The organism is Planococcus sp. APC 3900 (assembly GCF_030407735.1).
GTDB lineage: Bacteria > Bacillota > Bacilli > Bacillales_A > Planococcaceae > Planococcus > Planococcus notacanthi.
Map to the genome: position 1 here is coordinate 433,034 of NZ_JASDCT010000003.1, position 21,262 is coordinate 454,295.

18 protein-coding genes, 1 riboswitch and 1 other annotated feature are annotated in these 21,262 nt (G+C 46.5%); of the genes, 1 reads left to right on the forward strand and 17 read right to left on the reverse strand.

Annotation, left to right across the window (positions count from 1 at the left end):
- Positions 1-42 precede the first annotated feature (42 nt).
- The 13 genes from QMA04_RS09000 to zapA all read right to left on the reverse strand — a co-directional run bounded on the left by QMA04_RS09000 (position 43) and on the right by zapA (position 15,013).
- On the reverse strand, positions 43-1,281 hold the full coding sequence (locus QMA04_RS09000; protein WP_290185216.1) for an aspartate kinase: 1,239 nt from the start codon (positions 1,279-1,281) through the stop codon (positions 43-45).
- Between the two features lie 140 nt (positions 1,282-1,421).
- A riboswitch (Lysine riboswitch) is annotated at positions 1,422-1,597 on the reverse strand.
- Positions 1,598-1,634: 37 nt separating this feature from the next.
- The gene (uvrC, locus tag QMA04_RS09005) at positions 1,635-3,431 is read right to left on the reverse strand and encodes an excinuclease ABC subunit UvrC (RefSeq protein WP_191716004.1); all 1,797 of its coding nucleotides are present in this window, start codon (positions 3,429-3,431) and stop codon (positions 1,635-1,637) included.
- A gap of 54 nt (positions 3,432-3,485) precedes the next feature.
- Positions 3,486-3,800: a thioredoxin gene (trxA, locus tag QMA04_RS09010; protein WP_008431421.1), complete on the reverse strand. Its 315-nt coding sequence runs from the start codon at positions 3,798-3,800 to the stop codon at positions 3,486-3,488.
- Between the two features lie 157 nt (positions 3,801-3,957).
- The gene (locus tag QMA04_RS09015) at positions 3,958-4,923 is read right to left on the reverse strand and encodes an electron transfer flavoprotein subunit alpha/FixB family protein (RefSeq protein ID WP_290185220.1); all 966 of its coding nucleotides are present in this window, start codon (positions 4,921-4,923) and stop codon (positions 3,958-3,960) included.
- A gap of 424 nt (positions 4,924-5,347) precedes the next feature.
- The gene (locus QMA04_RS09020) at positions 5,348-6,121 is read right to left on the reverse strand and encodes an electron transfer flavoprotein subunit beta/FixA family protein (protein ID WP_191716006.1); all 774 of its coding nucleotides are present in this window, start codon (positions 6,119-6,121) and stop codon (positions 5,348-5,350) included.
- A gap of 20 nt (positions 6,122-6,141) precedes the next feature.
- Positions 6,142-6,915, reverse strand: a complete 774-nt coding sequence (locus QMA04_RS09025) for an enoyl-CoA hydratase (RefSeq protein WP_191716007.1) — start codon at positions 6,913-6,915, stop codon at positions 6,142-6,144.
- A 17-nt stretch (positions 6,916-6,932) separates the two neighbouring features.
- A complete protein-coding gene (locus QMA04_RS09030) occupies positions 6,933-7,517 on the reverse strand; it encodes a fatty acid metabolism transcriptional regulator FadR (protein WP_191716008.1) in 585 nt (194 codons plus the stop codon).
- Between the two features lie 94 nt (positions 7,518-7,611).
- Positions 7,612-9,303: an AMP-binding protein gene (locus QMA04_RS09035; protein WP_191716009.1), complete on the reverse strand. Its 1,692-nt coding sequence runs from the start codon at positions 9,301-9,303 to the stop codon at positions 7,612-7,614.
- Positions 9,304-9,569: 266 nt separating this feature from the next.
- The gene (locus tag QMA04_RS09040; protein ID WP_191716010.1) at positions 9,570-9,983 is read right to left on the reverse strand and encodes a DUF350 domain-containing protein; all 414 of its coding nucleotides are present in this window, start codon (positions 9,981-9,983) and stop codon (positions 9,570-9,572) included.
- 23 nt (positions 9,984-10,006) lie between these two features.
- Positions 10,007-12,367 (reverse strand): endonuclease MutS2, encoded by a 2,361-nt coding sequence (locus QMA04_RS09045; protein ID WP_191716011.1) that lies wholly within the window; start codon positions 12,365-12,367, stop codon positions 10,007-10,009.
- Positions 12,368-12,444: 77 nt separating this feature from the next.
- On the reverse strand, positions 12,445-14,154 hold the full coding sequence (polX, locus tag QMA04_RS09050) for a DNA polymerase/3'-5' exonuclease PolX (protein ID WP_191716012.1): 1,710 nt from the start codon (positions 14,152-14,154) through the stop codon (positions 12,445-12,447).
- 56 nt (positions 14,155-14,210) lie between these two features.
- Positions 14,211-14,747: a CvpA family protein gene (locus tag QMA04_RS09055; protein WP_290185223.1), complete on the reverse strand. Its 537-nt coding sequence runs from the start codon at positions 14,745-14,747 to the stop codon at positions 14,211-14,213.
- A 5-nt stretch (positions 14,748-14,752) separates the two neighbouring features.
- On the reverse strand, positions 14,753-15,013 hold the full coding sequence (zapA, locus tag QMA04_RS09060; RefSeq protein WP_065537053.1) for a cell division protein ZapA: 261 nt from the start codon (positions 15,011-15,013) through the stop codon (positions 14,753-14,755).
- A gap of 82 nt (positions 15,014-15,095) precedes the next feature.
- Here zapA and rnhC point away from each other — a divergent pair, with 82 nt between their 5' ends.
- A complete protein-coding gene (gene rnhC / locus QMA04_RS09065) occupies positions 15,096-16,028 on the forward strand; it encodes a ribonuclease HIII (RefSeq protein WP_290185227.1) in 933 nt (310 codons plus the stop codon).
- Between the two features lie 55 nt (positions 16,029-16,083).
- Here rnhC and pheT read toward each other — a convergent pair whose 3' ends face one another.
- From pheT to QMA04_RS09085, 4 genes are all read right to left on the reverse strand, one after another.
- On the reverse strand, positions 16,084-18,483 hold the full coding sequence (pheT, locus tag QMA04_RS09070) for a phenylalanine--tRNA ligase subunit beta (RefSeq protein WP_290185229.1): 2,400 nt from the start codon (positions 18,481-18,483) through the stop codon (positions 16,084-16,086).
- Positions 18,484-18,497: 14 nt separating this feature from the next.
- Positions 18,498-19,535 carry a phenylalanine--tRNA ligase subunit alpha gene (gene pheS, locus QMA04_RS09075; RefSeq protein ID WP_191716016.1) on the reverse strand — a complete coding sequence of 346 codons (1,038 nt, stop codon included), beginning with the start codon at positions 19,533-19,535 and terminating at the stop codon, positions 18,498-18,500.
- A gap of 39 nt (positions 19,536-19,574) precedes the next feature.
- Positions 19,575-19,802: a binding site (T-box leader), on the reverse strand.
- Positions 19,803-19,849: 47 nt separating this feature from the next.
- On the reverse strand, positions 19,850-20,617 hold the full coding sequence (locus tag QMA04_RS09080) for a TrmH family RNA methyltransferase (RefSeq protein WP_290185232.1): 768 nt from the start codon (positions 20,615-20,617) through the stop codon (positions 19,850-19,852).
- 46 nt (positions 20,618-20,663) lie between these two features.
- Positions 20,664-21,113 carry a small multi-drug export protein gene (locus tag QMA04_RS09085; protein ID WP_290185234.1) on the reverse strand — a complete coding sequence of 150 codons (450 nt, stop codon included), beginning with the start codon at positions 21,111-21,113 and terminating at the stop codon, positions 20,664-20,666.
- Between the last annotated feature and the right edge of the window lie 149 nt (positions 21,114-21,262).

A 21,262-nucleotide genomic window follows, 5' to 3' on the forward strand; every position in this document is an offset into this window, starting at 1 on the left:
TTTGAACATTTTGTGAATATTTTCACGTACACCGTTTTTAATTCAAGATATGTCTTGATACACCTGAAGTTCTGAAAGTCCATAGGCCTCGTGCAAAGCATTTGCTGATTTCTTCATATCCGTTTCCGGCACTACCACTGAAATTTTGATCTCAGATGTGCTGACCATCTTCACTGGGATGTCTTGACTTCTCAAAATATCAAACATCCGTGCAGCCACCCCTGGATTTGATACCATGCCTGACCCGACAATGGAGACTTTCGATAGGCCGATTTCCACATTCATGGAAAGAAAGCCAATTTCACTTTGAGCTTCAGTCAACACGCGGCGTGTTTCTTCCAAGCTTTCCTGGCTGATGGAAAACGATACCGAAGGAGGAAATTCATCACTGATGCTTTGAACAATAATATCAACGTCGATCTGATTTTCTGCCAACTTGGTAAAAATATTTGCCAGCGATCCGTTAAACGGTTTTTTGTAAATGACAGTTACACGCGCTACCCCAGGTTCGAACGCTACACCTCTGACGATTAAGTTTTTTTCCACAGTGATCACCTCTTGTATGATTGTGCCAGGCTCGTCTGAATAACTTGCTCTGACCGATAATGGTACGCGATTGTTTTTTGCGAATTCAACTGCACGCGGGTGTAGCACACCTGCTCCCAGATTAGCGAGTTCGAGCATTTCGTCATATGAAATCTGTTCCAGCTTCCGTGCACCTGTTACAAAACGTGGATCGGAAGTGTAGACACCGTCGACATCGGTATAGATTTCGCATTTTTCAGCTCCGAGCGCTGCCGCAAGTGCGACTGCGGTCGTATCGGAACCTCCCCGGCCAAGGGTGGTGATGTTACCGATTTTATCTACCCCTTGGAATCCAGCCACTACACATAAATAACCATTGTCAAGCACGCGTTCAAGCCGTTCCGTGTGAATTTGTTCAATCCGGGCATTTCGCGGAACAGACTCTGTTTCAATTCCGGCTTGCCACCCCGTAAACGATAGCGCTTCATGGCCAAGCTTCTTAAAGGCCATAGCCAGTAACGAGATGGTAATCTGCTCGCCTGTAGCCAATAGCATATCCATTTCCCGTTTCGGCGGCTCAGCTGAGATTTCCCCTGCTAACCCAAGCAGCGTATCTGTTGTCTTGCCCATTGCCGAAACCACAATGACTACGCGTTTTCCTTTTTCTTTTTCTCGAATGGCTCTTTCTGCCACTCCAATGATTTTCTCAGGTGTAGCAACAGACGTGCCTCCAAATTTCATGACGATCGTTTCCATTCCATCCACTCCCACATTTAGTATGTGGCCCTCAACATGCCTAGCCAGGAAACAGCATAACTCCCGGGCAAAGACACAAAAAGAGGCAGCTCACCGCAACCGCGGCAAACTACCTCTTTTATCATGTACGAAAAACGTCCATGTGAGATAGCCCTCCAGAGATTGACTCTGACAGCTCTGCACTTCTTAAATGCAGAACCAGCATGCGAAACAGCAGTAAATACGCACACTTCGGCGACCGCCCCTTTCAACATTCTTCACGGATTCTGCAAATCTCCAAATGCTTACTATTGACGTTCGCGCCTCTATCATCACTTTTCCAAGTGATTCAATTATGGTCTTACGATAACATGTTATGAATCGCTTGGCAATGTCTCCTCAGCAAAATGCTGATTGATGGATGTCGCCAAAGCTAACGGGATTCCCGCTTGTTGAATATCTTCTATAGAAGCTTCTTTTATTTTTTTGACGGAACCGAAATGCTTCAGCAATTGCTGTTTGCGTTTCGGGCCAACTCCTTCAAGGCCATCCAAAGCGGACTGGATCGAATTCTTGCCGCGCAGCTGCCGGTGGAACGTGATAACGAAACGGTGGACTTCATCTTGAATGCGCTGCATCAAGTAAAATGCTTCGCTGGTCCGTTTCAACGGAACCACTTCAGGAGGTGAACCATAGAGCAATTGGGACGTTTGGTGCTTGGCGTCTTTTGCCAAACCGGCAATCGGAATCGACAAGCCGAGTTCATCTTCCAGAATTTCACGGGCTGATTCCATTTGTCCCTTGCCGCCATCAATGACAATCAAATCCGGCAAAGGCAATCCATCTTTCAAGACCCGTGAATAGCGCCGGCGGATCACTTCACGCATCGCTGCATAATCATCGGGCTTGGAAGCGTTTCGCGTTTTGTATTTCCGGTAATCTTTTTTAGAAGGCTTGCCGTCAATGAACGTAATCATTGCAGACACCGCATCGGCACCTTGAATATGCGAGTTGTCGAACGCTTCGATGCGCAAAGGCGTTTCAATGTTCATTGCTTCACCTAAATCTACGCATGCACCGACTGTCCGTTCTTCCTGGCGCTCCAATAGCTGAAATTTCTCTTTAATGGCAATCTCGGCATTTTTCTTCGCCAACGCCACCAAATCTTTTTTCTTGCCGCGCTGCGGAACGAGCACCCGGACTCCGAGCCATTCTTTCAGCATATCCGGATCGTCCGCTTCCGGAAGCAGAATTTCATTGGGCTTAACATGGTTCGGTTTTTCGTAAAACTGGCCAAGATAAGTCAAAAATTCTTCTTCCGGGTCCCGGTAAAGCGGGAAAAGCGAAACATCCCGTTCAATCAATTTGCCTTGGCGCACAAAAAAGACCTGCACACACATCCAGCCTTTATCGACCGCATAAGCAAATACATCGCGATTGGTGAAATCATTCATCGCCATTTTCTGTTTTTCCATAACGGTTTCAATCATCGAAATTTGGTCACGGTATTCCTTGGCCCGCTCAAATTCCAGATTTTCTGCCGCTTCAGACATTTTCTCGACCAATTCCTGTTTGACTTCACGAAAACCGCCATTTAGAAATTTGCTGATGCCGTCGATCATTTCCTGATAGGTTTCTTTTTCTACTGGCTTGACGCATGGCGCAAGACATTGCCCCAAATGATAATACAAACAAACCCGGTCCGGCATGGTATGGCATTTCCGCAATGGGTACAGGCGGTCCAGCAACTTTTTCGTCTCTGCCGCGGCATAAGCATTCGGATACGGACCGAAATACTTGCCTTTGTCTTTTTTGACATGTCTGGTCGTGATCAGCTTCGGATGGCGCTCACCGGTAATCTTTAAATACGGATAGCTTTTGTCATCTTTCAGCATGATGTTGTATTTCGGATCGTATTTCTTGATCAAATTCAATTCAAGAATCAGCGCTTCCTTATCGGAAGATGTCACGATGTATTCGAAATCCTCGATTTCATTGACCAAACGCTGGGTTTTTGCATCGTGGCTTCCCGTAAAGTAGGAGCGCACGCGATTTTTAAGAACTTTCGCCTTGCCGACATAAATGACGGTATTCTGGCGGTCCTTCATCAAATAACAGCCTGGTTGATCAGGCAATATTGCTAATTTATGCTGAATCAATTCGTTAGCCATCTTTTATCTCACCCTATTAAAAAACCGGGCACCATCACTGGACCCGGTTAAGAATTATGCGTGTTTTTCAACCAATTCAGCCAATGCTTCTTTTGGTCTGAAACCAACTACTTTATCTACTGTCTCTCCGTCTTTCATCAATAGCAAAGTCGGAATTGACATGATGCCGTAGTTTCCAGCTGTTTCCTGGTTTTGATCCACATCAACTTTTACGATTTTAACTTTATCGCTCATTTCAGCGTCTAACTCTTCCAGCACTGGAGCAATCATTTTACATGGTCCGCACCAAGTTGCCCAAAAATCTACTAAAACGAGTCCTTCTGATACTTCTTGTGAAAAGTTCTGATCTGTACCGTGTACGATTGCCATGAATAATTCCTCCTTATGATTAAAACCAAACTATATACAGAGTATAGCATGCGTTAAAAACAACAGCTATTTATTTGCCTACTCTTCCATTACCCGTCAATTGGGTGCGTTAAACAGAAAATGGCGGCGAGTCTTGTAGACCCGCCGCCATCCAAAATTACATTACTTTCTTGAATTCTTCTGTCAGCATCGGGATGACTTCAAACAAGTCTCCGACAATGCCGTAATCTGCTACTTTGAAAATATTCGCTTCTGGATCTTTGTTGATCGCCACGATCACTTTCGAGTTGGACATACCCGCCATGTGCTGAATCGCTCCGGAAATGCCGGCTGCAATATACAGGTCCGGTGTAACCACTTTCCCTGTCTGTCCGATTTGAAGCGAGTAATCGCAATAATCTGCGTCACATGCGCCACGGGACGCGCCAACAGCGCCGCCTAGAAGACTCGCCAATTCCTGCAATGGCTCAAATCCTTCAGCACTCTTCACGCCACGGCCACCGGCGATGATGACTTTCGCTTCCGAAAGATCGACACCTTCAGAAGATTTGCGGACAACGTTTTTAATGATGGTGCGAAGGTTCGTGATATCTACAGACAATGAACTAACTTCGCCTGTACGCTCCTGGCGTTCAAGTGGTGCAATGTTGTTCGAACGCACTGTGATAAAGTCGATGCCTTCTTTCAGCTTCACTTTTTCAAATGCTTTACCAGAGAAGATCGGGCGGATAAAGACAGCTTCATCGCCTTCGCCTTCAATATCCGTTACATCCGAAATCAATCCAGCCTGCAACTTGGAAGCGATTTTCGGTGCCAGGTCTTTTCCGACTGCTGTGTGGCCAAAGACAAGGCCTTCCGGGTTTTCCTGTTCAACGACTGCCATAAATGCTTGGCCATAGCCGTCAGACGTGTATGACTTTAAGTGCGGGTGTTCTACCGTTACGACACGGTCTGCTCCGTATGCAATCAATTCAGCACCAAAATCAGCAACCGAATCCCCAATCACAACGCCTACTACTTCTCCGCCGCCAGAAATTTTCTTGGCAGCCGCAATTGCTTCAAATGAGACATTACGCAAAGCGCCTTCACGCGTTTCGCCCAAAACTAATACTTTTTTCGCCATAGTCCGTTTACCCCCTAAGTAGATGTGAAAATTATATGGAACCATTACTTGCTGTCAGTCGAATGGAAAGTAGCCTATTCTTCGGGATGCAATCCACTCTGGCTGTGCGGCTGAAAACATGCCGCTTCGCCAGATCGTCTTACCCCTGTCAGAGCTGAATGGGCACCTTCGCTTTTCTTTGTCCAGACTCCGGTACCCAACTCTTTGGGTCATAAGCCAACCCAACTGTGCGGCAAAGAGCGCCACTTCGCTGGTTTGTCTTATGCCCGTCAGAGCTGAACGGGCACCTTCGCTTTTCTTTGTCCAGACCCCGGCACCCAACTCTTTGGGTCATAAGCCAACCCAGCTGTGCGGCAAAGAGCGCCACTTCGCTGGTTTGTCTTATGCCCGTCAGAGCTGAACGGGCACCTTCGCTTTTCTTCAATTAAATAACTTTTGCTTCGTTGCGCAATAGTCCGACCAATTCTGTAACCTGGTTGGAGATGTCGCCTTCCAGAATACGCCCGGCCGCTTTTTTCGGCGGCAAGTAGATTTCGATTGTTTCGGTTTTAGCTTCTACATCGTCTTCTTCGATGTCCAGATCATCCAATTCCAATTCTTCAAGCGGCTTTTTCTTCGCTTTCATGATTCCTGGAAGCGATGGATAGCGAGGCTCGTTCAGCCCTTGCTGAGCTGTAACCAGAAGCGGCAAGGATGTTTCCAATTCTTCCGCATCCCCTTCGATATCGCGGACGATGGTAACTGTTTCGCCTTCAATGCTCAAGCTGGTGATTGTCGTTACGTAGTTGATGCCAAGCAAATCAGCCACACGCGGTCCGACTTGCCCAGATCCGCCGTCGATTGCTACGTTCCCTGCTAAAATCAAATCAGCTTCTTTGTCTTTCAAGTATTCAGCCAGTATGTACGCAGAAGTAAACTGGTCCATTTCTTCAACATCGTCTTCTGTATTGATCAAGACGGCTTTGTCAGCGCCCATCGCAAGTGCGGTACGCAGCTGTTTCTCTGCTTCTTCATTGCCGATTGTGACTACAGTCACTTCGCCGCCGTGCGCGTCACGGACTGTGATGGCTTCTTCAATTGCGTACTCATCGTAAGGATTGATGATGAATTCCGCTCCGTCTTCCTGGATTTGTCCACCAGAAACGACGATTTTCTCTTCTGTGTCAAACGTACGTTTTACCAATACATAAATGTTCATGAACGTAAACCTCCCAAGTATTATTTCCCTTTAAATTGTGCTTCACGTTTTTCCAGAAATGCCTGGATTCCTTCTTTTGCATCTTCTGAAACAAAGACAGTTCCAAAAGATTGTGCTTCTGCATTTACGCCTTCATGATAAGACGCAGGCTTTGTGTACTGCAGCATCCCAATCGCCGCTTTGACGGAAACCGGGCTTTTCTTCGCAATTTTACGGGCGATTGAGAGCGTTTCCGTTAACAGGTCTTCTTCAGCGTAAGCACGGTTAGCCAAACCGTATTGTGCAGCTTCGGTACCGGAGATCGGATCGCTCGTCAACAGCATTTCAGCCGCTTTCGCTGAGCCTACATATCTTGGCAGGCGCTGTGTTCCAGCAAACCCGGGTATTAAGCCCAGTTGAAGCTCCGGTAATCCCAGTTTAGCATTTTCAGTGACAAATCGCATATGGCAACTCATTGCCAATTCCAATCCGCCTCCTAAGGCTGCTCCGTGGATCGCCGCGATTACAGGCTTGTGGAAGGTTTCAACCCGTTCAAAAACTTCCTGGCCGCTCGCTGATAATTTTGAAAATTCTTCTCCTGAAGATACTTGCGTAAACTCCTTGATGTCAGCTCCTGCAGAAAAGAATCTTCCTTCCCCGTGCAGGACAATGACGCGAACCTCTTCATCATTCTCAACTTGGTTCAACAATTCATCGACTTCCAAAATGAGCGAACGCGACAGTGCATTTGCCGGTGGACGATTAATCGTCGCGACAGCTACTCCATCTTCTTTTTTCCAACTGATAAATTCCATCCAATGAGCCCCTTCCTTTAAGCCTGCATACCTTTCAGCAGCAAACGCTGAACTTGTGGTGCGAGTTCGACTAAATCATATTTATGATCATTCATCACCCAAGTGGTGATGGTCTCATCCATTGTACCAAAAACCATTTGCCTTGCTAAACGAATATCCATCGCTTGATCAAATTCTCCATCTTCCATGCCTTTAACCAGGATCTGATCCATGAGCTTCAAATACTCCCTCAGCACATTATTGATTTTCATGCGGATTTCGTAATTGGATTGGCGCAGTTCGAGCTGTGTGACAATCGCTAAATGGATGTCACCGGCCAAAAGTTCAAAATGGCTTTCGATCATCAATCCCAGTTTGGATGCAGCATCCAAATCACGCGAGATGATCTGTTCAAGTTTGCTGACGAACACACCCATCTTTTCCTGGAATACAGAAATCAAAATGTCTTCTTTGTTTTTGAAATACAGATAAATCGTTCCGTCGGCTACCCCTGCCTGTTTGGCTATTTTCGAGACTTGTGCTTGATGATAGCCATTTTCAGCGATGACAATAACAGCCGCATCAATGATTTGTTTGTATTTCGGCTTATCCTTTTTTACCATGTTGTCACCACCCAAAAAAATATGAAAATATGAATGGCGATTCATTCATATTTTCATATTATAGTTTATTCAATAATGTGTCAAGCTTATTTCGTTAAGACGGCACTGCTTCATTCTGCTTGGCAATCTCTTCATCGACCAGTGAACGGCGCAGAATTTTCCCGACTGCTGTTTTCGGCAGTTCTTTGCGGAATTCGTAAACGCGCGGCACTTTAAATGAAGCGAGGTGTTCACGGCAATACTGATTGAATTCTTCCTCTGTTACAGTATAGCCTTCTTTTAGCACAATGTATGCTTTTACCGTTTCACCTCGATACGGATCCGGTATACCTGCCACGACGCATTCTTGAACAGCTTCATGTTCATAAAGCACTTCCTCGATTTCACGCGGATAAATATTGAATCCACCGGCAATGATCATGTCTTTTTTGCGATCGACGATAAAGAAATGGCCTTCATCGTCCATATAGCCAAGGTCTCCTGTCAATAACCAGCCATCGACGATTGTAGCGGCTGTTTCTTCAGGTTTGTTCCAATAGCCTTTCATTACCTGAGGCCCTTTGATAGCGATTTCACCGATTTCCCCATTTGGTATCGGATTGGTAGTGCCCGTTTGAAAAATTTTGCAGTCCGTATCCGGATATGGAAGGCCGATTGATCCTTTTGTCCGTTCGCCCCAAACCAGGTTCGAGTGGGTTACCGGTGATGTTTCCGTCAAACCATAGCCTTCGACCAATTTCCCGCCGGTCAATGCTTCAAATTTCTCTTGTACTTCAGCGGGCAGTGGTGCTGAACCGCTCAAGCAGGCTTCAATGGAAGACAAATCATATTTGGCGATGTCAGGATGGTTCATCAAGCCGATATACAAAGTTGGCGCTCCAGGGAAAAGCGTCGGTTTTTGCTTATTGATGGTCTTTAATGCCGTTTCCGGATCGAATTTCGGAAGCAACACCATTTTATTTCCCTGCATGACCGATAAAATCAAGACCGTCGTTAAACCATAAACGTGGAATAACGGGATGATTCCGATGATCGTTTCTTCCCCGTCCGTTGTTTTGTATAGCCAGCTGTCGCACATTGTTGCATTGGAGATGAGGTTCTTATGCGTCAGCATGACGCCTTTCGGAGAACCTGTTGTGCCTCCTGTATACTGCAGCAAAGCCAAATCTTCATCGAAATCAAATGGCGTTTCCGCTACAGTCGGCTGCGCCGTTTTCATGATTTCAGTAAACAAGTGATTGATGCCACGATGTTCCACTTTCACATTCATGCCATATTGCTTTTTCTGGATAAACGGATAAACCAAATTTTTCGGGAATGCCAGGTAATCCTTGATGCCTGTGACGATGACATTTTCCAGATCCGTTTCCTTCAATACTTTCGAAATCCTCGGGAACAGGATATCCAACCCAATAATGGCACGGGCTCCTGAATCTTTCATTTGGTAAGCGATTTCCCGTTCTGTGTACAGCGGATTGGTCATAACGACAACACCGCCGGCATAGAGGATCCCATAAAAACTGATGACCGCCTGCGGACAGTTCGGCAACATGATTGAAACCCGATCGCCTTTCTGGATGCCCAGTTTCTGCAGGTAGTTGGCAAACTTCATAGAGGATTGATAAAGTTCTTCATAAGAAAGTTCTCTCCCCATGAAATGGATGGCTATTTTTTTCGGGAACTTTCTGTATGCCTTTGTTAAGTAATCCTGTACCGGCATGCTGGGATACGTTAACGTGTGCGGAACTTCCGGTGGATAATGGGCTAACCACGGCTTTTCAGTCATTCTTTTGACCCCCTAGTTTTTTTAGAATCGTGCGAATATTCCTATATTTAATTATAAAGAAAAATGATACCGCTTACAAACTATATTTTTTATATATTGTACTATCTTGCTTAAATCTGTCTATTCTTGGATTAAGGCAAGAAAAAAGCCAGCTCCAAGGCTGGCGCTGCTCTTTAGAAAAGAAACAGAAAAATGACTCCCACAATCAGAAAGATTGCACAAAATACAAATAATATCTTGATTAAGTTTTCCACGACATCCAACTCCTATTGAATACTGGCTCCGATCACAAAAGACAGACCGACAGAAATGACCATTGAAATCAATCCGACAGACCGGTTGTCCTGCTCAATTTCATCATCCACTTTGAACTTAGGTGTCAGAAACTCAAACAGGATATAAGCAAAAATCAGCAAGGTGAAACCGAACAATCCCCAGCCGATCATTTCGAACAAGGAATTATGCTGTTCAATTGAAAAGCGAAAAATATTGGTGACACCAAAAATCTTTCCGCCTGTAGCCATTGCTACCGCCAAATTCCCTTTTTTGATTTGTTCCCAGTTATTATATTTTGTCACCATTTCAAAAATTACCATGGCAACGATCAGGCACAATACCACCACACTGAAGTAGCCAGCTGATTCGACTACTGGGTGCGTCCAAAATCCATTCTCTGTCATGTCCTATACTCCTCTGCGGAAACTCACTTTAACTCGGCTACGGTAACGCCCGAGCCGCCTTCCCCTGCTTCACCAAAACGATAGCTTTTCACCCGTGGATGCTTTTTCAAATATTGCTGGACACCTTGGCGCAATGCACCGGTCCCTTTTCCATGGATGATCGATACTTGATGGTAATTTGATAATAACGCATCGTCTAGGTATTTTTCAACACGCGCCAGGGCATCTTCATATCGTTCTCCGCGCAAATCGAGTTCCATCTTCACATGGCTGTCCCGGTCTTTCAAGGTTGCCATGGTCCGGGTCTCTTTCTGTTTTTCGGGTTTGGTATAGGATAAATCAGACTCCGGCAACTTCATTTTCAAAATGCCGATTTGAACAATCCATTCATTTTTCGACACTTTCTCAACCAATGTCCCTTTTTGGCCAAAGGAAATCACTTTGACTTCGTCATTGGCTTTCAGCGGTTTGGCTGCGTTATCTTTTGCCGCTTTTTTCAGGATTCGATTTTGAGGCATCGCGTCTTCCAGGCGTTTTTTCGCATCGATCAATTCATGCTCTTTTACAGACGAGCTTTGATTCAGCTGCATCTTGCGAAGATCCGAAATGACAGCTTCCGCTTCTGCCCGTGCCTGCTCAACGATTTTCCGGGCTTTTTCTTTCGCTTTTTCTTCAAGCCGTTCTTTTTGCTGTTCGTACTCTTCCAGCTGCTTCGCCAACTCTTTTTTCAAGCGTTCTGATTCCGCCAGCACCTGTTTGCTTTCTTCGGCGTCCTGTTCCGCTTCACGGCGGCTCTTTTCAAGAGAAGCGATCATCGAATCGACTGCTTTGCTGTCAGTTCCTGTAAAGCTCTTGGCATGGCTGATGATATGTTCAGGTAAGCCGAGTCGCTTGGAGATTTCAAAAGCATTGCTTCGGCCTGGTACTCCGATCAACAGACGATAAGTCGGGCTTAGTGTTTCTACGTCAAATTCCACACTGGCATTGGCTACACCGGGACGGTTAAAGCCATAAGCCTTCAATTCCGGGTAATGGGTCGTTGCAATGACACGTGCTCCTCTGCCATGCACTTCATCCAGCAGTGAAATGGCCAGTGCTGCCCCTTCCTGCGGATCTGTACCTGCACCCAGCTCATCAAAAATCACCAATGAATTCTCATCGAACTTGGTCAGGATATCAACGATATTGACCATATGGGATGAAAAGGTACTGAGGCTTTGTTCGATGGACTGTTCATCGCCGATATCCGCAAAAATCTGATCGAATACCGCCAGTTCCGATCCATCGAGCGCAGGAACCGGCAAACCGGATTGTGCCATCAAAGTTGATAAGCCAACTGTTTTCAACGTCACTGTTTTACCGCCTGTATTCGGGCCCGTAATGACAATTGCAGTGATTTCTCCGCCGAATTCGATATCATTCGGCACCACTTCATCTTTCGGAATCAAGGGGTGGCGGGCTTTCTTCAAATTGATGTAGCCTTCTGTGTTCATAGTCGGCTTGGTCCCTCTATGGGCAGCTCCGTATTTCGCTTTTGCCAAAATCAAATCGATTTCCCCAAGCACTTCCACTAAATCAAATAGTTCATGAGCCACTTCCTGCACTTGTGCTGACAGCATTTGCAGAATGCGGTCGATTTCCTCTTTTTCTTTCATTTTCAGGCGGCGCACTTCATTATTGGCCTGTACCACGGCATCCGGTTCAATGAACAATGTTTGCCCGGATGATGATTGATCGTGCACAATGCCGCCATAATGGCTGCGGTATTCCTGTTTAACGGGAATAACAAAACGGTCATTGCGGATGGTGACGATGGAATCCGACAGCATTTTCGATGCATTTTTACCGCGCACCAGACTTTCCAGCCGTTCACGGACACGGCTTTCCTGCGTCCGCAGTTGCTGGCGAATTGAGCGCAATTCAGAACTCGCACTGTCCAAAACGCCGCCGTTATCGTCAATACAGATGTTGATGGCATGTTCGAGAGCTGTCAGAATCGGCATCGATTCTTTTTTCTCCAGGAAATGTGGAATTTGAATCACTGCTTCTTCCTGGATCGTTTCGAAAAACTGGCGCAGGATGCGGCTGGCACGGATGGTCGATGAAACTTCCATCAACTCCATCGGGCTCAGGCTGCCGCCAATTTGCGCTCTCCGTGCATGCAGACGGATATCAAAAATACCGCCCATCGGCACATTATTTTTGACACGCAATACTTGTGCGCCTTCATCCATTTCTTCGAGCAAACGATTAACTTCGTTGATATCTGTAGATGGCAGCAAGTTATCCACATGGGCTTTTCCTAGTGACGATGTGCAATACCGTGCCACGTCATCCCGGATTTTATAAAATTCAAGTGTTCTTAACGCGCGTTCTGCGATCATTTAAGAACCTCCTAACGTTTCAGATAAATTAATAAAGATATTCCGAAAAACAACTTCATTTTATTTTAAAAACTAATTTACTTCGATTTATTCAAATAGGCTTTCAATTTTTCCAGCGACCATGTGTTTACTACATTGTCTTTTTTCAGCCATGCCTTTTGAGCATGCTTGACGCCTGTTTCCATGACTTCCAGACCTTCAATGGCATGGGCATCCGTATTGATTGCGACAGGCACACCTTTTTCCTGCGCCATCACCAAATATGGGACAGCAAGATCCAAACGGTACGGGCTGGCGTTCAACTCGACAATTTTGCCGTATTCCTTGGCCCAATCCAGAATCTGTTCAACATCCGGATCGTACCCTTCGCGTTGGCCTACGATTCGGCCAGTCGGATGTGCAATCATGTGGACATGCGGATTCTTCATCGCAGTCAAAATGCGTGCCATGATCTGTTCCTGTGGCTGTTGGAAGCTAGAATGGATACTGGCAATGACAAAATCCAATTGCTTCAGCATATCATCGTCAAAATCCAATGTGGCGTCCGGCAAAATGTCCATTTCTGTTCCGGACAACACTTCAATCGCCGGGTACTGCTCATTGATTTCGCGGATCAGTCCATGCTGCTCCGTCAAACGCTCCGGTGTCAGGCCGTTAGCGACTTTCAAATATTGAGAATGGTCGGTGATGACCATGAATTCATAGGATTTCGCCACACAGGCATCGACCATTTCCTTCAAGGAATTGGCTCCGTCCGACCAGGTGGTGTGCATATGAAGATCGCCTTTGATGTCTTCAATCGCCACCAGCTCAGGTAATTCTTCCAGGCGGTCAAGCTCACGCCCATCTTCACGAACGGATGGCGGAATGAAAGGCAGTCCGAAATGCGCGAAAAATTCTTTCTCGGATGCAAAAGTCACAACTGCCCCGTCTTCTTGCTCTACTCCGTATTCACTGATTTTCTTGTTCTGGGATTTCGCCAATTGGCGCATTTTGACATTATGGTCTTTAGATCCGGTGAAGTGATGCAAAGCGGTGACGAACTCTTCAGGCGCCACCAGGCGGAAATCGACATCGATCGGTTCCAATACATCTACAGTGACAGAGACTTTCGTTTCTCCTGATGCAATCGTTTCCTGTACAGGCAACGCCGCCAGCAATTGCTCCTTCACGAGCGCCGGTTCAGCCGTCGCAATGATGAAGTCCAAATCCTTGCTGGTTTCTTTGGTTCTCCGGAAACTGCCGGCCACTGAAAACTCAGTGACTTCCGCAATCGTGATCAATACGTCTTCAATGAATGCCACGGTTTCTTCCGTTTTCCAGATCGGCTGGCGATCAGGTTTCGTCTCAAAATCATTCAGTTCTTTCAAGATTTTTTCTTCCGACTTCGGCCCGAACCCTGGAAGCTTTTGAATTTCCTGGTTCAAGCAAGCTGCTTTCAAGGCTTCCATCGAATCGATGCCAAGTTCCTTGTAGAGTTTGGCGATCTTTTTGCCGCCCATTCCCTGCAATTTCATCATTGGGATGAGGCCTTTTGGGACTTCTTCCTGAAGTTCTTCAAGGACGGTCGATTTGCCGTCGTTGATCAATTCGAGGATGACGTCTCCCGTGCCTTTGCCGATGCCTTTCAGCTTCGTAACATCTTCAATTTCGTCCAGGCTGCGCTGATCCAGTTCAAGCGCCTGCGCGGCTTTTCGGAAAGCTGATACTTTAAACGGGTTTTCCCCTTTAAGCTCCATATATAATGCTATCTTTTCAAGCGTACGGATGATGATTTTTTTATTCAACGAGAGCCCTCCCCATTTCGATTAAAAAAACTTCCCTCGTAAGAGAGAAGTTCCTACTACATATAAATATACCACCATTCTTTCACTTTCTCAGAGAAATAAGGCGTATGTTCAAGCATAGACTGGGCAATTCCTGAATTCTCCAATTGGTTCTGCACTGCATCAACCGGCAGCAGCGCAAACACATAGATGAAAATGAACAACAGGATGTAAATTTCGATAAAGCCCAGTACCGCTCCAAGAATCTTGCTGAAAAATCCGAGCACCGGCAAAAACTTCAAGAAATCAAACATAGAAGCAATCAGCTGCAAACCGAACTTCACCACAAAGAAAATAAGCGCAAACGCCAATAATTGATAGAAGGTCTGATCCAGATCCAATTGGTCTACGACGATTGTGAACTGCGAGTTTTCATTTACTGCCGGATACGGAATCCATAACGTGAAGTATTCGGACAAGGGTTTATAATACTTATAAGCCACAATCAAAGCGACAACAAAGCCGACCATGTGGATTAACTGGACAATAAAGCCTCGTTTGGCGCCCACGATGATGCCGCCAAGCAGTATGATGAGTAAAAGTATATCAAGCATTAGCGTCAACCCTTCAGTTTTTTCAATTCATTTTCTAATTGTTCAACTTGCTCTTTCAGTTTAAGATAGTCATGTACCGCATTTGAAGCCGTCAAGACCGCAAGCTTCGCTTGGTCCAGCGATGGATTCAAGGCATTGATCTCGCGCATTTTGCTGTCGACGATCGATGCGACCAGACGCATGTGGCCGGAAGTCTCGGTACCGACCATTTTATAGGTGTTGCCATAGATGTCAACGACCGTGTGAATTTTATGTTGCTCTGACAATGCAATATCCCCCTTTGGAATTCTATAGACCATCATACCATGAAAACAAGCCGATTGTGAATCAAAGAAAGGTGACGTGTCCATGTCAAATACAGTTCTGAAACTCCCGGAGGAAAGTCTGCTCCAAGTGATTTCGCATTACCAGAAAAACAAAATCCAGACCAAAAATCCATATGCCCGCTTTAGCGCCAAATTGCCGGATACTGTGGTCACTGTCTACACTTCCGGAAAAGTCATGTTCCAAGGAAACGGCGCCGCTCGTGAAGCCGCCAAATGGGGAGCTGCAGAATCAGCAGTCGAAAAGACCGTTTCGACGAAAGGCGACAAACTGCCTGACGGATTCGCCAAGCTATCCGTCCTTGGGTCTGATGAAACCGGCACCGGCGACTTCTTCGGCCCGATTACGGTAGCTGCCTGTTATGTACCTGCAGACAAAGTCGAACTCGCCCATGAACTCGGCGTCAAAGATTCCAAGCAGCTTACCGATGCATGGATGCGCCAAGTGGCACCCGACTTGAGGGAAGCATTTGCCCACTCAGTGCTGACTTTGAAAAACGATAAATACAACCAAGTCCAAGGCAAAGGCTGGTCGCAAGGAAAAATAAAAGCATTGCTGCACAACCAGGCACTTAAACATGTATTGAGTAAAATCGCGCCGGAAAAACCGGACGCTATTCTGATCGACCAATTCGCCGAGCGCGGCGTTTACTACAAACACATCAAAGAAGAACCTGAAATTGTCCGTGAGAACGTTCTGTTCTCTACTAAAGCCGAAGGGCTCCATGTATCAGTTGCCTGTGCTTCCATCATCGCCCGTGTCGCTTTTCTCGAAGAAATGGACCGCATGAGCGCTGAAGCCGGCGTCACGTTGCCGAAAGGGGCAGGGAAAATTGTTGATGAAGCGGCAGCGAAGATTTTGCTGAAGCATGGTGAGGAATATTTGAAGAGTTTGACGAAGGTGCATTTTGCGAATACGGGGAAGGCGAAGGTTTTGGCTGGGAAACGGCGTGGATAGACAAATAACCCCCTCGAGAAAATTTCTCGAGGGGGTTATTTTAGTCAAAAATAAATTAGCTTCTTAACTCAGCGCCTACTTCCGTCAATGCTGCCAATACTTTATCATGTGCGTTGATGACTTCTTCGTCCGTCAAGGTCTTCTCAGGATCGAAGTAGGTCAAGGAGAAGGCCACTGATTTTTTGCCTTCTTCCATTTTATCGCCTTCGTATAGGTCAAATACGCGAACGTCTTTCAATAGCTTGCCGCCTGCGTTGCGGATGACTGTTTCAATCGTTGCCGCTTCGACAATTTTCGAAAGGACTAATGCCACATCTCGTGACATGGATGGGTAGCGCGGCACTGGCGTGTAGACCAAAGCTTCTGTTTCCAGGTTCAACAGCGCTGCCAGGTTTAATTCCAAGACAATCGTTGTTTTTAAGTCGCGTGCTTTTTGCTCGGACGGGTGCAATTGGCCCATAACACCAATGCGTTGGCCGTCGTGCATGATGAATGCGGTTCTGCCTGGATGCAAGTCGTCCATTTGGCCGCGTTCAAACGTCAATTGAACGCCAAGTTTATCGGCAAGGCTTTCCACAATGCCTTTCAAGACGAAAAAGTCGACTGGCTTTTTCTCGCCCTGCCAGCTGTTATCAAGCCAAAGACCCGTCATGGCGACTGCCAAATGCTCCTGCTCGTTCAAAAGCTCGTCATCACCTTTTAGGAAGACTGAACCAGTTTCATACAATGCCACTGAATCCATTCTTCTCGCTGTGTTATACGTAACAGATTCCAAAAGATGCGGAAGCAAGCTTTGGCGAAGGATGCTGCGCTCTTCGCTCATCGGCATCAACAGACGCGTCGTATCCGTTTCTTCCAAAGCGAATTGCTTCGCCGATTTTTCGGAAGTCAGTGAATACGTCGTCGCCTGAAGCAAACCGGCGCCTTCCATCAGGTTGCGGACAATGCGGCGTTTTGCCTGGTAAGGCGTCAAACCGCCTGGCGTTGTTTCTGCTTCCGGCAAGGTTGCTGGAATTTCGTCGTAGCCATAAAGGCGTGCGATTTCTTCCACCACGTCTTCAGGAATTTGAATATCCTGGCGGCGTGTCGGTACCGAAATCACCAATTGGCCATTTACAGCTTGCGTATCGAATTTCAGGCGCTTCAGAATGTCCAGCATGTCTTCGAAAGGAATTTTCATGCCGAGACGGCTGTTAATGAAATCCGGAGAAACTTTAACGATTTTCTCTTCTTTATTTAATTCGTCAAATACCACTGATCCCGCCAATACTTCTCCACAGGCAAGTTCAGACAGCAATTGCGCTGCACGTTCTGCAGCCGGGATGACACGATTGGGATCAACGCCTTTTTCGTAGCGTGAACTTGCATCGCTGCGAAGTCCGTGATCTTTCGATGTCTGGCGAACAGATCCTGATGCAAAATAAGCCGATTCGATGACAACTGTCGTTGTCGAATCACTTACTTCTGAGTTGGCTCCACCCATTACACCAGCAATCGCCACTGGTTTTTCACCATTGGTGATGACCAGGTGATGGCCGGATAATTTACGTTCTGCGTCGTCAAGCGTAGTGATCATTTCGCCTTCTTTGGCGTAGCGAACTGTGATATTCCCAGTTCCCAGTGCATCGTAATCAAATGCGTGAAGCGGCTGGCCGTATTCCATCAAAATGTAGTTGGTGACATCGACCACATTGTTATGCGGGCGGACGCCGGCTGCCATTAAACGCTGTTGCAGCCACATTGGCGATTCCTGTACTTTAATGTTGCGAACCACTTTTGCGACATATAATGGATTGGCTTCAGGTGCATCCACATTCAACGTCAACATTGACGCCGCAGTATCGGATGCTTCGTTGTAGCTGATTTCAGGAAGCTGCACTTCTTCGGAAAGAATTGCACCGACTTCATAAGCGACTCCAAGCATGCTCATCGCGTCTGCACGGTTTGGCGTCAAGCCCAGTTCCAATACTGTGTCATCCAAATCAAAATTGGTGATGACATCAGATCCTGTTTCCGCATCTTCCGGCAATACATAGATGCCTTCTGCGTAAGCTTTCGGTACGAGTTTGCCTTCAATGCCCAGTTCCTGCAGCGAGCAGATCATGCCATGCGATTCTTCTCCACGAAGCTTCGCTTTCTTGATTTTGATGTCGCCCGGAAGTTTTGCGCCAGGACGAGCCACGATGACTTTTTGGCCGGCTGCGATATTCGGTGCGCCACAGATGATTTGAGTGGTTTCTTCGCCAACGTTGACTTGGCAAATGGATAGTTTATCTGCTTCCGGATGCTTGACGCACGACTCGACATAGCCGACGACGATATTTGTCATGCCGTGCGAACGGTCGATGACTGCGTCCACTTCGATACCGGAACGCGTTATTTTTTCACCCAATTCAGCGGGCGGCAATTGTTGTGTATTTACATAGTCTTTCAACCAATTAATGGATACGAGCATGTTTTATTTCCTCCTTAAAGTTCTGTACGTTGGAATTGGGATAAAAAGCGGACATCGTTTGTATAGAAATGACGGATATCTTCGACGCCATATTTCAACATGGCAATACGCTCAGGTCCCATACCGAAAGCGAAGCCAGTCAGGCGTTTTGAATCATAGCCGGCCATTTCAAGAACATTCGGATGCACCATTCCAGCGCCCAGAATTTCGATCCAGCCTGTTTTTTTACAGACGTTGCAGCCACTGCCGCCGCATTTGAAGCAGGAAATATCCATTTCCACAGATGGCTCCGTGAATGGGAAGAAGCTTGGGCGAAGACGGATTTCGCGGTCGTCGCCGAACATTTTCTTGGCGAAGACGGAAAGTGTCCCTTTCAAGTCGCTCATGCGGATATCTTCTCCGATGACCAATCCTTCTATTTGCGTGAACTGGTGCGAATGCGTCGCGTCATCGCTGTCGCGACGATACACTTTGCCCGGGCAGATGATTTTAATCGGTTCTCCGCCTTTGGCTTCCATCGTACGCGCCTGTACCGGTGACGTATGTGTACGCAATAGAATATCTTCTGTTATATAGAAGGAATCCTGCATATCGCGAGCCGGATGACCTTTCGGCAAATTCAACGCTTCAAAGTTGTAATAATCCTTTTCCACTTCCGGCCCTTCTGCCACTTCGTAGCCCATGGAAATAAACAAGTCTTCGATTTCTTCCACAACGCGCGTCAACGGATGCGAATTGCCTGTTTTCACAGGGCGTCCTGGCAAGGTAATGTCGATTGTTTCACTTTGCAGCTTCATGTTGATCGCTTCTTCTTCCAGGATAGCCATACGGCCTTCCAATTGAGTTGTCACTTCTTCACGTACAACATTGACCAAAGCACCCATTTTCGGACGTTCTTCAGCCGGGAGTTTCCCCATGCCTTTCAATAAATCCGTAATCGGCCCTTTTTTCCCTAAATACGCCACACGGACGTCGTTCAGTTCTTTGACCGTTGAAGCTGCGGCAATCTGATCGAGTGCCTGTGTTTTCAATTCCTGCAATTGTGCTTCCATTCTTTTCTCCTCCTTAGACAGTAAAAAGCCCCGTCCCAGAAAAGGGACGAGGCATTATTCGCGGTACCACCCTAGTTATCGCCATACAGCAATCACTCATTTACATAACGGCTCTTCACCGGCCCATCTTTACAGCATTTCTACTGGTCCCGTCGGGCAGCTCGCGGGGTGAACTTCTGAGGCGTTTACATATCCACACTTCCAGTCAAGGTGCGGAATCTCTGTGATGTAAGGGCGCAACGTACTTTTCCCGTTCTTCGCTTTTACTTATATTTACTCTTTCATTATACGAAAGTTCACGGCTTTTATCAAACTTAGTTTTTCGGGACGAGACTATACAAAAGAATGCCGGTTGCTACTGCGACATTCAACGACTCTGCACTGCCGTAAAGCGGCACCATCAGGTTTTGGTCTGTCTGCTGAAGCAGCACTTGGTCAACGCCGCTGCCTTCATTGCCAACAATTAAAGCAAATTTCTCATGCGTCTCCGCTTCATGGACCGGCACCGAGTTTTGCAATGCCGTCCCGAAAATTTGGATGCCGCTCGCTTTGGACTGTTCAATCCATTCAACCAATTCCCCTTTAACGACAGGGATTTGGAAATGCGATCCTTGCGCCGAACGCACGGTTTTCGGATTATACGGATCTGCGCATCCTTTGCCCAGAATCACGGCGTCGATGCCGCTCGCCGATGCCGTACGGATCATTGTGCCGATATTGCCAGGATCCTGGACAGCATCGATCATCAGAAGCTTCGTCCATGTCTTCTGCTCGTCTTCCGCAAACTCAGGCTGCGCACAATGTGCAAAAATGCCCTGTGTATGTTCGGTTTCCGATATTTCTTTTGCTACACCCGCTGTTACGGAATATTGAGGAACTCCTTCGACATCCCAGTCTGCTGGAATATCCACACCTTCACGGACGATCAATGACTTGATCAGCTCTTTTTTCTTTAAAGCCTCTTCCGTCAAATGAAAGCCTTCGACCAGGAATTCCGCGAATTTATCGCGTTCTTTCCGGGTCGTTCCAAGCTTTTTCCAATGCTTGACGAGTGAGTTTTGGTTCGATTCAATTCTTTTCATTACAGGATCACGCCTTTATTTCAGAGTAGTTCAAGTATAGCACAGCTTACATTTCTCTCGTGAAGAAATCAAAGCCGAGTGCGGTCAATACGCCGAACGCCAATGTCCAGACGCCGATGCTGATAGTCAGCCACAACGTCGTATTCTTTTTCGTAGCACCGAGTGTCATACCGATGAAAGCTGCGATATGCGTCCCAATCAAAATAGGTCCAAGCATGGCGAGACCGGGCAAGCCGTATTTATTCCAAATTCGTTTGGCGCGTTCGTTCTTTTTCGAAACAGCTTTGCCTTTCGCTTCCTGGCGCTTGTTGTACCAGATCTGAAACCGGTCAAAGCCGATAATCAACGCCAGCACAGTCACCATATTGCCGACAAAAGCCAGCACCATCACCCAAAATGGCGACAAGCCCCAGATGATGCCGAGCGGAATGACCAACGCGATTTCAAACCAAGGAATCGCAGCTCCCAGAAAGACCAAAAAGTATTCATAAATCATTCAAGTTCCTCCTTGTAATGTTTGCGGAAGTTCATAAAAAAATTAAAAGTGAAAGCAAAAATTAATTAATATTATATTTCCTTTCAAGCTGTCAAATTTAGAATATAAGATAATAAGCAGTATCGAGAAAGCTAATTATTCACTAATTA